The 15,033-nt window shown below is 66.1% G+C and carries 12 protein-coding genes and 1 pseudogene; 8 read left to right on the top strand and 5 right to left on the bottom strand.

The features are described 5' to 3' along the window. Nucleotides 1–33: 33 nt before the first annotated feature. The 5 genes and pseudogenes from BWR19_17975 to BWR19_17995 all read right to left on the bottom strand — a co-directional run bounded on the left by BWR19_17975 (nucleotide 34) and on the right by BWR19_17995 (nucleotide 5,215). Nucleotides 34–132, bottom strand: a pseudogene (locus BWR19_17975) (hypothetical protein). Nucleotides 133–178: 46 nt separating this feature from the next. Then, entirely contained in the window at nucleotides 179–1,588 is a 1,410-nt protein-coding gene (locus BWR19_17980) for a nitrogen regulation protein NR(I) (GenBank protein APX94657.1), read from the bottom strand. A 67-nt stretch (nucleotides 1,589–1,655) separates the two neighbouring features. Next, a complete protein-coding gene (locus BWR19_17985) occupies nucleotides 1,656–2,699 on the bottom strand; it encodes a two-component system sensor histidine kinase NtrB (GenBank protein ID APX94658.1) in 1,044 nt (347 codons plus the stop codon). 368 nt (nucleotides 2,700–3,067) lie between these two features. Continuing rightward, nucleotides 3,068–3,670 carry a DUF4124 domain-containing protein gene (locus BWR19_17990; GenBank protein ID APX94659.1) on the bottom strand — a complete coding sequence of 201 codons (603 nt, stop codon included), beginning with the start codon at nucleotides 3,668–3,670 and terminating at the stop codon, nucleotides 3,068–3,070. A gap of 138 nt (nucleotides 3,671–3,808) precedes the next feature. Then, on the bottom strand, nucleotides 3,809–5,215 hold the full coding sequence (locus BWR19_17995) for a type I glutamate--ammonia ligase (protein APX94660.1): 1,407 nt from the start codon (nucleotides 5,213–5,215) through the stop codon (nucleotides 3,809–3,811). Between the two features lie 543 nt (nucleotides 5,216–5,758). Here BWR19_17995 and BWR19_18000 point away from each other — a divergent pair. The 8 genes from BWR19_18000 (at nucleotide 5,759) to BWR19_18035 (ending at nucleotide 14,937) form a co-directional block, all read left to right on the top strand. Continuing rightward, nucleotides 5,759–6,298: a hypothetical protein gene (locus BWR19_18000; protein APX94661.1), complete on the top strand. Its 540-nt coding sequence runs from the start codon at nucleotides 5,759–5,761 to the stop codon at nucleotides 6,296–6,298. Nucleotides 6,299–6,394: 96 nt separating this feature from the next. Next, on the top strand, nucleotides 6,395–7,414 hold the full coding sequence (locus BWR19_18005; GenBank protein ID APX94662.1) for a polysaccharide deacetylase: 1,020 nt from the start codon (nucleotides 6,395–6,397) through the stop codon (nucleotides 7,412–7,414). Nucleotides 7,415–7,579: 165 nt separating this feature from the next. Then, nucleotides 7,580–8,029 (top strand): hypothetical protein, encoded by a 450-nt coding sequence (locus BWR19_18010; GenBank protein APX94663.1) that lies wholly within the window; start codon nucleotides 7,580–7,582, stop codon nucleotides 8,027–8,029. 1 nt (nucleotide 8,030) lies between these two features. Then, nucleotides 8,031–9,542 carry a Tricarboxylate transporter family protein gene (locus tag BWR19_18015; GenBank protein ID APX94664.1) on the top strand — a complete coding sequence of 504 codons (1,512 nt, stop codon included), beginning with the start codon at nucleotides 8,031–8,033 and terminating at the stop codon, nucleotides 9,540–9,542. A 71-nt stretch (nucleotides 9,543–9,613) separates the two neighbouring features. Next, on the top strand, nucleotides 9,614–10,591 hold the full coding sequence (locus tag BWR19_18020; protein APX94665.1) for a recombinase RecA: 978 nt from the start codon (nucleotides 9,614–9,616) through the stop codon (nucleotides 10,589–10,591). A 258-nt stretch (nucleotides 10,592–10,849) separates the two neighbouring features. Then, nucleotides 10,850–12,214, top strand: coding sequence for a hydrolase (locus BWR19_18025; protein ID APX95096.1), 1,365 nt, complete (start codon nucleotides 10,850–10,852; stop codon nucleotides 12,212–12,214). Further along, nucleotides 12,211–12,936, top strand: a complete 726-nt coding sequence (locus BWR19_18030) for a hypothetical protein (protein ID APX94666.1) — start codon at nucleotides 12,211–12,213, stop codon at nucleotides 12,934–12,936. Before BWR19_18025 ends, BWR19_18030 begins: the two co-directional genes overlap by 4 nt. Nucleotides 12,937–13,101: 165 nt before the next feature. After that, nucleotides 13,102–14,937: a GTP-binding protein TypA gene (locus BWR19_18035; protein APX94667.1), complete on the top strand. Its 1,836-nt coding sequence runs from the start codon at nucleotides 13,102–13,104 to the stop codon at nucleotides 14,935–14,937. The last annotated feature ends 96 nt before the right edge of the window (nucleotides 14,938–15,033 follow it).

The raw sequence follows: 15,033 nt of genomic DNA on the forward strand, positions 1-15,033 counted from the left end.
TCACTCCCCGTCGGCGAGCGCCGGCAGCAGCACCTTGACCTTGCGGGTCAGGGTATTGCGCCCCCAGCCCAGCAGCTCGGCGGCTTCGCCCTTGCGACCGCCGGTATGCTTGAGCGCGGTCTCGATCAGTATCCTCTCGCAAACTCTAGAGAGGGGTACCGCCTCCTCCCGATGCTTCTCAGTCCTCTGCCAGCGCCGGCAGCAGCACCTTGACCTTGCGGGTCAGGGTATTGCGGCCCCAGCCCAGCAGCTCGGCGGCTTCGCCCTTGCGCCCGCCGGTGTGCTTGAGCGCGGTCTCGATCAGTATCCTCTCGAAATCCGGCACCGCCTCCTCCAGCAGGTGGGTATGGCCCGCCGCCAGCGCGCGGTCGGCCCAGTCGCGAAAGGCGGCGCGCCAGTCACCGGCGGCGGCCTCGCTGCCTTCGGTAGTGCGTAGCTCCGGCGGCAGGTCGTCGATCAGCACTTCGCGGCCGGAGGCCATCACCGTCAGCCAGCGGCAGGTGTTCTCCAGCTGGCGCACGTTGCCCGGCCACGGCAGCCGAGTGAGATGCTGCTCGGCCTCCTTGGTCAGTACCTTGGCCTCGGTGGAGAGCTCGCGGGCAGCCTCGGCGAGGAAGTGCTGGGCCAGCCGCGGAATGTCTTCGCGGCGCTCGGCGAGCTTGGGCAGGTGCACGCGGATCACGTTGAGGCGGTGGAACAGGTCCTCGCGGAAGCGGCCGTCTTCGACCAGGGTCTCGAGGTTCTGGTGGGTCGCGGCGATGATCCGCACGTCGGCCTTGACCGACAGGTGCCCGCCGACTCGGTAGAACTCACCGTCGGCCAGCACCCGCAGCAGGCGGGTCTGGGTGTCCGGCGGCATGTCGCCGATCTCGTCGAGAAACAGGGTGCCGCCGTCGGCCTGCTCGAAGCGCCCACGCCGCTGGGCGGTGGCGCCGGTGAAGGCGCCCTTCTCGTGGCCGAACAGCTCCGACTCCATCAGGTCCTTGGGGATCGCCGCCATGTTCAGCGCGATGAACGGCTTGCCGGCCCGCGGGCTGTGCTGATGCAGCGCCTGGGCGACGCGCTCCTTGCCGGTGCCCGACTCGCCGTTGATCAGCACCGTGATATGCGACTGCGAGAGCCGGCCGATGGCGCGGAATACCTCCTGCATCGCCGGCGCCTCGCCGATGATCTCCGCCGACAGCCCCTCCGGGGCCACCGCCGGGCTCTGCCGCTCGCGGGCATGGGCCACCGCCCGGCGCACCAGCGCCAGCGCCTCGTCGACGTCGAACGGCTTGGGCAGGTACTCGAAGGCGCCGCCCTGATAGGAGGCGACGGCGCTGTCGAGATCGGAGTGGGCGGTCATCACGATCACCGGCATGTCGGGGTGCGCCTCGCGCACCTTGGCCATCAGGTCGAGGCCGTCGAGGCCGGGCATGCGGATATCGGTGACCAGCACGTCGGGAGGGCGCTTGAGCAGGCCATCCAGCGCCGTGTCGGCACGCTCGAAGCTCTCCACCTCGAGGTCGGGTTGGGCCAGCGCACGCTCCAGCACCCAGCGAATGGCGCGGTCGTCGTCGACAATCACGATACGGGCAGGATCTGTCATGCAAGCCTCCAGAGAACATCACGACAGCGAACAGCCGTGGCACAGATGAAAGGGCGGGTAAGACGGCTCATGGCGGCGCCTCCAGCGGCGTCAATAGCCTGAATTCGGTGCGCCCGGGCCGCGAGTCGCATTCGATCAGGCCCTGGTGCTGGTGCAGGATCGACTGGGCGATGGAGAGCCCCAGGCCGCTGCCCTCGGCGCGCCCCGAGACCATCGGGTAGAACAGCGTCTCGCGCAGGGGCTCGGGGATCCCCGGCCCGTTGTCGATGATCGCCACCTCGCAGACCAGCCGATGGCGCTCGGCGCCGAGGGTGAACTGACGCTTCGCGCGAGTACGGAAGACCAGCCGCGGCGAGGCGGTCTCGCTCTCGCTCATCGCTTCCATGGCGTTGCGCGCCACGTTGAGCACCGCCTGGATCATGCGCGCCTCGTCGCCGAACAGGTCCGGCAGGCTGGGATCGTAGTCGCGCTCGATGGTCACCGCCGGCTGCTCGGCGAGCAGCAGTGAGCGCACCCGCTCCAGCACCCGGTGGATGTTCAGCGGCTGGTGGTGGCTGAGCTGGTTGGGCCCGAGCATGCGGTCGACCAGATCGCGCAAGCGGTCGGCCTCTTCGACGATGATGCGAGTGAATTCGGCCAGCTGGGGGTCGGGCAGGTCGCGCTCGAGCAGCTGGGCGGCGCCGCGGATGCCGCCCAGGGGGTTCTTGACCTCGTGGGCCAGGCCGCGGGTCAGCGTCTTGATGGTCTCCTGGCGGGCGATCAGCGCCTCTTCGCGGGAGATCCGCAGCAGCCGGTCGCGGGGCTCGATCTCCAGCAGCAGCTCGTCATCGGAGAGCGGCGTGACGGTAAAGTCGACGGTGGCGCTCTCGCCGCCGGCCAGGGTCAGCACCGCCTCGCGCTGGGTAAACGGATGAAACTCGCGCCGCGCCTTGAGCAGTACATCGGCCACCGCCCCGTCGACGCCCTCCAGGCTCTCGAGACGAGTGCCTTGCACGCGTCCGACGCTTACCGCAAGCAGCGCTTCAGCAGCCGGATTCATCCACCGCAGGCGCAGGGTGCCATCAAGCAGCAGCACCGCCGTGGTGAGGTGTTCCAGCAGACGTTGATACATGGGGGCATCCCGCCGTCCTTGAGTTCACTATTGCTGTGCAAGAAGCGCGCCAGCCTGAGCAAGCGCCTGTCGACGGCGTTCCAGGAGGGTGCAAGGCGCACTAGTGCACCATATTAGTGCAATGCGGGCAGTGCGGCGATCAGCGCGGTGCACCACCGCGCTCAATCGTCATTCTCGCGACGCGACGGTGGCGACGGTTGATCGCGGGCGGCGCTGCTGGCACCGGCCTCATAGTCGAGCGCACTGTTGTCGCGCACCCGTTCGGCGTGATCAAAGGCATCCATGCCGCTCGCTTGCGGCGCAGGCGTGCGGCAGGGTCTCGGGCTGCCGTCCGGGCACAGCGACCCCCGTGCCCGGCGAGGGGGCAGCTAATTGGGATTGTTGGGGTTCTGCGGCAGGTTGACGCTGGCACGCTGCACGTAGAGGGTCACCGGCGCACTGCGATGGCGCACCTCACCCCGCGAATCGAGCAGTTCGGCCTGCAGCACGCGCTCACCGCGCTCGAGGTTGCCGACCATGAACACATCGCTGTGCATCGCCGACTGGCTCACCGCACCGTCCACCAGTAGCCGCACCCGGTGATCCTCGCGCAGGGCCGGCTCGATGCCCAGCTCGACCTGCAGGTTGCCGGCCTCGCCGGTCTGCAGCGTCTCCTCATTGCGCGGTGACGCAATGCGGAAGGTCGAATACGGCATGAACGGCGATGATAGCGACTCCGTCGGCGAGGCCGAGGGCGACGTGGCCTCGGGCACCGGCTGTGGCGCGGTCGCGGGCGCACGCTGGCCCGACGGCACCACGGTCAGCGGGTTGAGCTCGACCTGCTCACCGCCGCGCTCGGGATTGTCGGTAAACACCACGTTGCCCTGGGCATCGGTGGTGCGGTAGATCGACGTGGCATGGGCGCTGCTGGCGGCGCCCAGCAGGGCGACCAGCAGCGCGCAGCAAGCAGTTTTGAGTGGCAATTCAGTCATGCACCGGCTCCAACGCATGGCGACCCGAACGGGCCTGGTAGTGGTTTGGATAGTCTAGTGCAAAAAGGGGTTCCGCCGTGGCGGAACCCCTTTTCTTGGGCGACAACGCTAGCCGGTGCCGCCTCAGCGGCAGGCCGATCAGCAGCTGTAGTACATGTCGAACTCGACCGGATGCGTGGTCATGCGCAGGCGCTCCACGTCCTCTTCCTTGAGCTCGATGTAGGCATCGATCATCTCGTCGGTGAACACGCCACCCTCGGTGAGGAAGGCACGATCCTTGTCCAGCGCCTCGAGGGCCTGATCGAGGCTCTCGGCGACGGTGGGAATCGACTTGCCCTCTTCCGGCGGCAGGTCATACAAGTTCTTGTCCATGGCATCGCCAGGATGGATCTTGTTCTTGATGCCGTCGATACCGGCCATCAGCATGGCGGAGAAGGCCAGGTACGGGTTGGCGGTCGGATCCGGGAAACGCGCCTCGACACGCTTGCCCTTGGGGCTCGCGGTGTACGGGATGCGGATCGACGCGGAACGGTTGCGGGCGCTGTAGGCCAGCATCACCGGCGCTTCGAAGCCCGGCACCAGACGCTTGTAGGAGTTGGTGGAAGCGTTGGTGAAGGCGTTCAGGGCACGTGCGTGCTTGATGATGCCACCGATGTAGTAGAGCGCCATCTCGGACAGCCCGGCGTACTCGTCACCGGCGAACTGGTTCTGACCATCCTTCCAGAACGACTGGTGGACGTGCATGCCGGAACCGTTGTCACCCACCAGCGGCTTGGGCATGAAGGTCGCGGTCTTGCCGTAGGCGTGGGCCACATTGTGGATCACGTACTTCATTTCCTGAACTTCGTCGGCCTTCTTCACCAGAGTGTTGAACTTGACGCCGATCTCGTTCTGGCCGGCGTTGGCCACCTCGTGGTGGTGCACTTCGACGCTCTGGCCGATGGCTTCGAGGGTGTTGCACATGGCACTGCGGATGTCGTGGAAGCTATCCACCGGCGGGACCGGGAAATAGCCGCCCTTGACGCGCGGACGGTGCGCCAGGTTGCCGCCGTCGACCTGACGGTCGGTGGCCCAAGCACCCTCTTCCGAGGTGATCTTGTACATGGCACCTTCGATATCGGCCTTCCAGTGCACCTCGTCGAAGATGAAGAACTCGGGCTCCGGACCGAAGAAAGCGGTGTCGCCCAGGCCAGAGGACTGCAGGTAGGCTTCGGCGCGCTTGGCGATGGAGCGCGGGTCGCGATCGTAGCCCTGCATGGTGGCCGGCTCGATGATGTCGCAGCGCAGCACCAGGGTGGCGTCTTCGGTGAACGGGTCGAGGAAGGCAGTACCATCTTCCGGACGCAGGATCATGTCCGACTCGTTGATACCCTTCCAGCCGGAGATGGACGAGCCGTCGAACATCTGACCGTTCTCGAAGAACTCATCGTCGACGTCGCGTGCCGGAATGGTGACATGCTGCTCTTTACCCTTGGTATCGGTGAAGCGCAGATCGACCCACTTGATGTCATGTTCTTCGATCAGGGCGAGAGTCTTCTCAGACATGGTGTCCTCCACTAGTGAGCGTTGCTCGAAATATAGGCGTTGCGGGTCCAGCGTCGTTTGTAGCACGGCCGAGGCGGCTTGCCCACGGCGGCCGCCATGTACGACGACTCGGGTGATGCTTCTGCACTGAGAATGCAGGCAGCGTGCCAAAATGGCGCAAAATGCTGCAAAAAAAACCCAACCTCATAATTTTCTGGGATTTTTACCCATACACCAACATGCACCATGAGTTGGCAAAGCGGCGAAAGAATCCCCGACCGAGCACCATACGAACCATGTTGGTGCAAAAATAACCTCGATGCATCCAGATAGTGCAAAAAAGCCACGCCATGCCACGTGATGGTGCCATGGCCCAGCATCAGCCGCGGCTCGGCGTCTACCCCTACGAAAATCAGCCGACAAAATGATTGATACCTTTTGAAACCCAAGGCTACCATCGCTTACATAACCACATGCTCAGCGCCGCGGCGCAGACATGCTGCGACCGATCCACCGCTAACCGCCACTCACCAGGCCGGGGCAATGCGCTAAGGGCACGCTGTGATGGATGCCTACTGCATCATTATCGATTCTCGTCTGATGGCCTCGCGCCTGCCGCGCTGCCTGGCCACCCTGAACCATGCGGTGGCGCGCTATCCCGACAGGATCGATATCCGCGTGGTCTGCGACGCTGACAATGGCAGCCTTAAGACGCTGACTCGGCGCATCGGGGCACGTTGCGAGACGATACGCCTGGGATCGTTCGGCGCCCGCAGCAACGAGATGGTGCGCCGAGCCCCGGGTAGCACCCTGATCTTTCCCACCCCCTGTGCGCGCCTGGTCGCCGACTGGCTGGACAAGGCCGATCACCTGCTGACCCATCACCAGTGGGACGCCGTGCTGCTCACGCCGCGGCGCCGGCCGCTGTCCCAAGGGCTCAGGCGCCTCTGGCAGCGCGAACCGGAAACCGGCACGCTGTGCGTCAGGCGCGACTGGTTCGAGCGCATTGGCGGCTTCGACCCGAGCCTCGATGAGGATGCCCACAGCGACCTGCTGGCGCGGCTGCGCGCCTGCCAGGCGCGGGTGCTGGAGTTCCCGCTGTAGCGTGCTGTTATAGAGGTGGCGGATGCCCACGCGGCGCAATACGCCAAAGCGCATTACACTGAGATAACGTGATAGGCCACGCGCAGGAGGTTCACCATGACCCATTGGAACCTCGCTCTGGACATGGCCCAGCGCCTACGCGGGCACTGGCGCCGCAGCCTGCGCGTGCCGCTGCAGGGACGCCGCGCCATCCTGGTGCTGCATCGAGTGCTCCCCGATGAAGCCACCGCCCGGCTGCCACACCGGGCGCCCTACTGCCTCGGCCCGGAGAGCTTCAAGCATCTGCTGATGTCGCTGGTCGAGGTATCGCGCATCGTCTGCCTCGACACCGCCCTCAAGCCCCACCACGACCCGCGCGCCTGCATCGCCCTGACCTTCGACGACGGCTGGCGTGACAACGCCGAGGTCGCCGCGCCGCTGCTTGAGCATTACGCCCTGCCGGCCAGCATCTTCGTTACCACCGGCCTGCTTGGGCGCCCCCGCGGCGTGTGGTGGGAGGTCATCAGCGAGGGGCTATGGCGCCGTCAGCACGCCCAGCAGATCCACGACACCCTGTGCGACGCCGGGCTGCCGCCGCCGCCGCTGCCGCCTGCACACCCCGACCACGCCTACAGCGAAGCGCTGCTCGGCTACCTCACCGAGCTGCGCCGCTGCGACCCCATGCGCGTCAACGCCGTGGCCGAGGCGCTCTATCCCGATCTCGACCAGCCACCCCACGGGCTGGATCCGTTCAGCGTCAGGCGCCTGGAACACAGCGGCCTGTTCCGTTTCGGCGCCCACGGCGTGCTGCCGGAGTCGCTGGAGCCGCTCAGCGATGCGCGGATCTGCTGGCATATCCGCCGCTCCCGCGATGACCTGGCCAGGCTCTGCCAGGCACCGCTGGAGGCCTTTGCCTACCCCGATGAACAGCCCTCGAAACGGCTGCGACGACTCGCCAGTCGCTGCGGCGTGCGCCAGGCACTCGCCGGCTGTGGCGGCTGGCTGGCCCCGCAGCTCGACCCTCTGGCGATCCCCCGGATTCCCATCAGCCAGCCGGTGGCGCAGAGCCCCGGGCGCCTCTACGACTGGCTGCTGAGCCGCTGGCAGCCAATTGACGTCGGTCCACCAGCGCCGTGACAGCCGAGCGTTGAAGCCGCGTCGACCATGAGGTTTGTTTCTCAACGATAGAGTAGTTAGTTTGCGTGCTCGACCCAACAAAAACAGCAATTACATGTGCTGGCGCGCACTGCATCAATAGAAGTTGCTGTTTCAATGTCAACTAAATAACCATAGTGGCAGCGTATGACACGCATGGATTTCTGGTCGGGGCTCGCCGTCAGCGCCCTGGCACTGACGCTCATTACCTGGATCATCCCCCAGTATGGCGGTAGCGGCGCCTCCTTCGGTCTTCCCCCTCAGCTGCTGGCCACCCTCGGGGCCTGGCTGATGCTGCTCTGTGCCGCGGCGCTCAGCGTGGTCAGCGCCGTCAAGCTATGGCGCAGCGCCGAGTCCCCGATTCGCCTGCCCGGCGCAGGCCATCTCCTGCACCTGCTGTGGCCCTTTCTTTACGTGCTCGGCTTCATCTTCCTCATCGACCGCTTCCCGCTGACCTGGATCGCCCCGCTGCTGATCGGTGTCCTGCTGGTGATTCTCGGCGAGCGCCGCTGGTACATGGTGCTGCCGGTGGCCGTGGTTCCCGCGCTGGGGCTGTATGTCCTGACCGCCCATCTGATGCGAATTGGAGTGGTGTGAGATGATTGGATTCGACGCCATCCTGGCCTCGTTCGGGGCCGCCTTCACCCTGCACTCCATCGGCGTGATTCTCGGCGGCGTACTGCTCGGCTATATCGTCGGGGTGATTCCCGGCCTCAACCGCTCGGTGGCCATCGCCATCGCCATACCGCTGACCTTCTACATGTCGGCCTATGCCGCCATCGCCTTCCTGATCGGCCTCTCCAAGGGCACCGCGGCGGGCAGCGCGGTCTCGGCGATCCTGCTCAACACACCCGGCGAGCCCTCCTCGGCGGCCACCTGCCTCGACGGCTATCCGCTGGCGCGCAGCGGCAAGCCGCGCAAGGCGCTGAAGGTCGGCCTGCTGGCCTCGGTGGTCGGCGACCTGCTGGCCACCCTGCTGCTGATCGCCGTGGCCATCCCGTTCGCCGCCGTGGCGCTCAAGTTCGGCCCGTATGAGCTGGCGGCGATCCTGATCTTTGCCCTGGTGTTCATCGCCGGCATGGCCGGCGGCTCGTTCCTCAAGGGGCTGGCCGCCGGCGGCATGGGGGTGATCCTGGGAACCGTGGGTCTCGACCCGGAAACCGGCGCCATGCGCCTGACCTTCGGCTACGCCGAGCTGATGGAGGGCGTGCCGATCCTGCCACTGGTGATCGGCACCCTGGCGCTCTCGGAGATGTTCGTGCAGCTCGACGAGTATCGCCGCAACAAGGATGCCGACGTCATTCGGCTGAGCAAGAACGCCGACGACGACCTCAGCTACCGTGAGTTCAAGGGCACCCTGCCGACCATCTTGAAGAGCACCGGCATCGGCGCCTTCGTTGGCGCCCTGCCCGGCCTTGGCCCCTCGGTGGGCGCCTTCATGGCCTACGGCTTCGCCAAGCGCTCGGCCAAGGACCCGGACAGCTTCGGCAAGGGCAACCCCAACGGCATCGCCGCCGCCGAGGCCGCCGACAACGCGGTGATTCCCGCCAGCTATATCCCGCTGTTCGGCCTGGGTATCCCCGGCAGCGTGTCGGCGGCGCTGCTGGTCGGCGCCTTCATGATCCACGGCATCCAGGTCGGCCCGCTGATGCTGCGCGACCATCCGGAGATGCTGTTCACCATCTTCTCCGGGATGATCGTCGCCAGCCTGCTGATGCTGGCGGTGGGCTGGTACGGCCTGCGCATCTTCGCCAAGGTCACCAGCGTGCCGCCCAATATCGTCATCCCGGTGGTGATCTTCCTGTGCCTGGCCGGCATTCAGGTCCAGGGCTACGGCACCTTCGGGCTGATCGTGGTGTTCGGCTTCGCGATCTTCGGCTACTTCCTGAAGAAGTTCGACTACTCCTTCGTCACCTTCCTGGTCGCCTTCATTGTCACGCCCATGCTCGAGATGAACCTGCGCCAGTCGATCATCCTCTCGGGTGGCGAGATCTCGATACTGCTCCAGCGGCCCATCGCGCTGGTCTTCGTGGTCATCACCGCGCTGATGGTGCTGCACCTCGGCTGGTCGAGTTATCGGCGTAATGCCGCTCGCCGGGCAGCGTCTTGAGCCCGGCATCACCCTGTCGCCCCAGGCGAATTCGTCATCACAACAACCTGAAGAATGAACGAGGAATCCTCATGCAGATGAAGCTACTCAGCACCGCCATCCTGGCCACGACCATGGCCGTCGGCGTCGCCGGCCAGGCCCAGGCCGACGACTTCCCGAGCAAGCCGCTGACCCTGGTAGTGGGCTTCGGTGCCGGCGGCAGCACCGACATCCAGGCCCGCGTACTGGCCAACGTGCTCGAGGAAGAGCTCGGCCAGCCGGTCAACGTGGTCAACCAGCCCGGTGCTGGCGGCGGCGTGGCGCTGTCGCGCCTGACCGTCAGCGACGATGAGGGCTACACCTTCGTCTTCGGCACCTCGATGACCATTACCTATGGCCCGCTGTCCACCGAGACCAACTACCAGCTCGACGACTTCCGCTACGTGGCCGGCGTGACCCTCGGCCAGTCGGCCATGGTCACCGGCGAAGACCGTCCCTTCGGCGACACCTGGGAAGGCCTGATCGAGTACGCCAAGGAGAACCCGGGCACCAGCTACGCGACCCAGACCGCGCTGGACCGCATGATCATCGAGTACATCGCCCAGCAGGAAGGCCTCGATCTGCGCATCGTGCCGACCTCCGGCGGCGCCGGTATGGCCCCGCTGATCCTCTCCGGCGACGTCGACTTCGCCTACAGCGGCGGCACCCACTCCGGCTACGCCGACTCCGGCGAGATGCCGGTGCTGCTTAGCCTCGCCGAAGACCGCCTGGTGGCCTTCCCCGACGCACCGTCGATCCAGGAAGCCGGCTACGACATCAACCCCGCCGAGATCCGCGTGGTGATGGTGCCGCAGAACACCCCGGACAGCCACGTCGAGCGTCTCGCCGAGGCCCTCGAGGCCGCCACCCAGGACGAGCGCTTCATCGAGATCACCGAAGAGCGCATCCTGATGCCGGTGGTCTACATGGATGAGGATGAGGTCACCCAGACCCTCAGCGACCAGGTCACCGGCTACAGGGCGCTGCTCGAAGAGCTCGGCGGCGTTCCCGGCGAAGACGACGAGGGCTGAACCCAGTCCACTCGCTTGGCGCCCGTCACCTTCGGTGGCGGGCGCTTGCGTTCCCCCCTGAGCACTCGCCTGCCACCGCCAGCCCAACCGGACATTTACGCACGGCCTCCAGCGACTCTTCTATAGTAGGAGTTTCACGTGGAGGAATCCTTGATGCCGGTATCCACACAGCCCTCTCTATGCACCTCCCACGGCGGCCATGCCGCCGGCGCCTGCCAGTGCGGATCGCCGCTGCTGCAACGCTTTCATGAGCGCATCATGGCCGATCTTACCCGGCGCCAGTTCATCGGCGGCAGCGCCGCCGTCATGGCGCTGTTTGCGGGACTGCGGACGCCTAGCGTGATTGGCGCCCAGCCGCGAGGTAACGGCCAGTCTTTCGTGCTGACCAACCTGCGGCTGTTCGATGGCAGCGGTGCGCCGCTGCGTGATGATGTCTCGATAAGGGTCGACGCGGGGCGCATTCAGGAGATCCTGCCCGCTCAGGCGGAAACCGCCGAGGTGGAGCTTATCGACTGCGGCGGGCGGGTGGTGATGCCGGGGCTGATCGATGCCCACTGGCATGCCACCCTGGCGGCCATCACCCAGACCGCGGCCATGACCGCCGACCCGGGCTACGTGCATCTGGTGGCCGCTCAGGAGGCGGAGCGCACGCTGCTGCGCGGCTTCACCAGCGTGCGCGACGTGGGCGGGCCGTCGTTCGCCTTGAAGCGCGCCATCGACGAGGGCATCGTCCACGGCCCGCGCATCTTTCCTGCCGGCGCCATGATCTCGCAGACCTCCGGCCACGGCGATTTTCGCATGCGCCACGAGATACCGCGGGGCACGACCACGCCACTGAGCCCCGGCGAGCTGATGGGCGTGAGCGCCATCGCCGACGGCGAAGCGGAAGTGCTGCGCCGCACCCGCGAGCAGCTGATGCTGGGTGCCTCGCAGATCAAGCTGATGGCCGGCGGCGGCGTTGCCTCGAGCTACGATCCGCTCGACAGCACCCAGTTCTCCGAGCGTGAACTGCGCGCCGCGGTAGAGGCAGCCGAGGACTGGGGGACCTACGTCACGGTGCATGTCTACACGCCGCGCGGCATCCAGCGGGCCATTGCGGCGGGAGTGAAGTGCATCGAGCATGGCCAACTGGCAGACGAGGACAGCGTGCGGATGATGGCCGACGAAGGCACCTGGTGGAGTCTGCAGCCCTTCCTGCAGGACGAGGACGCCAACGTCTACCCCGATGCCGCACGCCGCGAGAGCCAGCGTCAGGTCGCCGAGGGAACGCTGCGCGCCTATGACATGGCCCAGCGCTTCGGGATCAAGACCGCCTGGGGCACCGACATCCTGTTCAACCCCCAGAACACCCCCAGCCAGGGTCGGCAGCTGGCCAAGCTGACCCGCTTCTACGCGCCCCTCGACGTGCTGGCCATGGCCACCGGCAACAATGCCGAACTGCTGGCGCTATCGGGGCCCCGCAACCCCTATCCAGGGCAGCTGGGGCGTCTCGTACCGGGTGCCATGGCAGACCTGCTGGTGGTCGACGGCGACCCCAACGCGAGCCTCGACTTCCTCGATGATCCCGAGCGCAACCTACGCCTGATCATGAAGGATGGGCGCATCTACAAGGACTCCCTATGAAGACTCGTCTGCTGGTTGCCGTGCTGCTCACGGGCACCGTTTCAGCCACCGCCGCGGCGGACACCTGGCGCGGTCAGGTGACGCCCTACGTGTGGATGCCCAGCCTGGCCGGCGACATCCGCCCCACCTCCAGCGCGCCGACGCTCAGCACCCGGCAATCCTTTAGCGACATCCTCGATGAGCTGGACGCGGCGTTCTTCCTGCACGCCACCGCGCGACGCGATCGCCTGGTGCTGTTCGGTGATATCTCTCACGCCTCCTTGAGCACCAGCGCCAGCCTGGCGCCGGGCGTGAGCATCGAGGGTCGGGTGCGGCAGACATCGATGACGGCGGCGGCCGGCTATCAGGTCGTGCAAGCGCCGGACCTCTCCCTCGACCTGCTCGCCGGTGCGCGGCTGTGGCGAGCCCGGGCCTCGGTAGACGTGCCGGCACTCGGCCTGAGCGCCACCGAGTCCGAGCGCTGGATCGACCCGCTGCTGGCGGCCAGGCTGCGCCGCGACTTCACCCCCGACTGGTCGGCGATTGTGTATGCCGACGTCGGCGGCTTCGGCGTCGGCTCCGACGCGACCTGGCAAGCGGTGGGCAGCCTCAACTACCGGCTGAACGATGCGCTATATCTCTCCGCCGGCTATCGCCACCTGGAGGTTCGCTACGAGGATAACGGCGCCCGGCTGGATATCGAGATGAGCGGTCCCTTGCTGGGCGCCACCTGGCGCTTCTAGGCGTCATCCGTTAATTGGCGGCGCTCAGGGCCGGCCCCGCGCCATAGTGCTATTACCCCGCGCGCCGAGTCTGTACAATGCGCCACCAACCTTCCCTACCCCGCGCCTAGGGTACGTAACAAGACCGTGTACATAGGTGCGTACATAAAGACGAGCTACAACCCTATGAGCACAGACGTAACTGGTTCTCACATCGAGAAAATCAGGAATATTGCCATCATCGCCCACGTCGACCATGGCAAGACCACCCTGGTCGACAAGCTCCTCAGCCAGTCCGGCACCCTGGACCGCAAGGCCGAGGGGCAGGAGCGCATCATGGACTCCAGCGACCAGGAAAAGGAACGCGGCATCACCATCCTGGCCAAGAACACCGCGATTCGCTGGCACGACTACCACATCAACATCGTCGACACCCCGGGACACGCCGACTTCGGCGGCGAAGTCGAGCGCGTGATGTCGATGGTCGACTCGGTGCTGCTGCTGGTCGACGCCGTCGACGGCCCCATGCCGCAGACCCGCTTCGTGACCCAGAAGGCCTTCGCCCAGGGCCTCAAGCCGATCGTGGTGGTCAACAAGATCGACCGCCCCGGCGCGCGCCCCGACTGGGTCATCGACCAGATCTTCGACCTGTTCGACAACCTCGGCGCCTCCGATGAGCAGCTCGATTTCCCGATCATCTACTGCTCGGCGCTCAACGGCATCGCCGGCCCCGATCCGGACGAGCTGGCCGACGACATGACGCCGATGCTGCAGTCCATCGTCGATATCGTCGAACCGCCCAAGGTCGAGCTCGACGGACCGTTCCAGATGCAGATCTCGGCGCTCGACTACAACAGCTACGTCGGCGTCATTGGCCTGGGTCGCATCAAGCGCGGCAGCGTTCGCCCGAACCAGCAAATCAGCGTGATCGGCACCGACGGCAGCATCCGCAAGGGCAAGATCGGCCAGGTGATGACCCACATGGGCCTCGAACGCGTGCAGACCGAGCAGGCCGATGCCGGCGATATCGTCTGCATCACCGGCATCGATAGCCTGTCGATCTCCGATACCCTGTGCGACCCGGCCAACGTCGAGGCGCTGCCGCCGCTGTCGGTGGACGAGCCCACCGTGTCGATGACCTTCCAGGTCAACGACTCGCCGATGGCCGGCCGCGACGGCAAGTACGTCACCAGCCGCAATATCAAGGAGCGTCTCGACCAGGAGCTGATCCACAACGTGGCGCTGCGCGTCGAGCCCGGCGAGACGCCGGAGAAGTTCAAGGTCTCCGGCCGCGGCGAGCTGCACCTCTCGGTGCTGATCGAGACCATGCGTCGTGAAGGCTTCGAGCTGGCCGTGGGCCGCCCCGAGGTGATCATCCGCGAGGTCGACGGCGTCAAGCAGGAGCCCTATGAAGAGGTCATCATCGACTGCGAGGAGCAGCACCAGGGCGCGATCATGGAAGAGCTCGGCTACCGCAAGGGCGAGCTGACCAACATGAACCCCGACGGAAAGGGCCGTGTGCGCCTCGACTTCATGATCCCGGCGCGCGGCCTGATCGGCTTCCGCGGCCAGTTCCTGACCCTGACCTCGGGCACCGGCATCCTCACCAGCCGCTTCGACCACTACGGCCCGCTCAAGCCCGACGCCTCCATCGAGCGGCGCAACGGCGTGCTGGTCTCCATGGTCGACGGCAAGGCCCTGGCCTATGCCCTCTACGCCCTGCAGGAGCGCGGCAAGCTGATCATCGACCATGCCACCGAGGTCTACGAGGGCATGCTGATCGGCATCAACAACCGCGCCAGCGACATGGTGGTCAACCCCACCAAGGGCAAGAAGCTCGACAACATGCGCTCCACCGGCAACGACGAGAACATCGTGCTGACGCCGCCGGTGAAGTTCTCGCTGGAGCAGGCCATCGAGTTCCTCGACTCCGACGAACTGGTCGAGATCACCCCCAACCATATCCGCCTGCGCAAGAAGCACCTCAAGGAAAACGAGCGCAAGCGCGCCAGCAAGGGCTGATCGGCCCAAGCCACTCGCCAGGCATCGAGCCCACCCTCGCGGTGGGCTTTTTTGTGCGTGATCATGGATCAATCAGCGGCACGCATGCGGGAGTCG

The sequence above is a fragment of the Halomonas sp. 1513 genome (genome assembly GCA_001971685.1).
GTDB lineage: Bacteria > Pseudomonadota > Gammaproteobacteria > Pseudomonadales > Halomonadaceae > Franzmannia.

Bases quoted from the DNA above. Each gene is read 5' to 3' on its own strand.
- BWR19_18035 (APX94667.1), top strand. From the start codon at position 13,102: ATGAGCACAGACGTAACTGGTTCTCACATCGAGAAAATCAGGAATATT.
- BWR19_18030 (APX94666.1), top strand. From the start codon at position 12,211: ATGAAGACTCGTCTGCTGGTTGCCGTGCTGCTCACGGGCACCGTTTCA.
- BWR19_18000 (APX94661.1), top strand. From the start codon at position 5,759: ATGGATGCCTACTGCATCATTATCGATTCTCGTCTGATGGCCTCGCGC.
- BWR19_17985 (APX94658.1), bottom strand. From the start codon at position 2,699: ATGTATCAACGTCTGCTGGAACACCTCACCACGGCGGTGCTGCTGCTT.
- BWR19_17995 (APX94660.1), bottom strand. From the start codon at position 5,215: ATGTCTGAGAAGACTCTCGCCCTGATCGAAGAACATGACATCAAGTGG.
- BWR19_18025 (APX95096.1), top strand. From the start codon at position 10,850: ATGGCCGATCTTACCCGGCGCCAGTTCATCGGCGGCAGCGCCGCCGTC.
- BWR19_18015 (APX94664.1), top strand. From the start codon at position 8,031: ATGATTGGATTCGACGCCATCCTGGCCTCGTTCGGGGCCGCCTTCACC.
- BWR19_18020 (APX94665.1), top strand. From the start codon at position 9,614: ATGCAGATGAAGCTACTCAGCACCGCCATCCTGGCCACGACCATGGCC.
- BWR19_17990 (APX94659.1), bottom strand. From the start codon at position 3,670: ATGACTGAATTGCCACTCAAAACTGCTTGCTGCGCGCTGCTGGTCGCC.
- BWR19_17980 (APX94657.1), bottom strand. From the start codon at position 1,588: ATGACAGATCCTGCCCGTATCGTGATTGTCGACGACGACCGCGCCATT.
- BWR19_18010 (APX94663.1), top strand. From the start codon at position 7,580: ATGACACGCATGGATTTCTGGTCGGGGCTCGCCGTCAGCGCCCTGGCA.
- BWR19_18005 (APX94662.1), top strand. From the start codon at position 6,395: ATGACCCATTGGAACCTCGCTCTGGACATGGCCCAGCGCCTACGCGGG.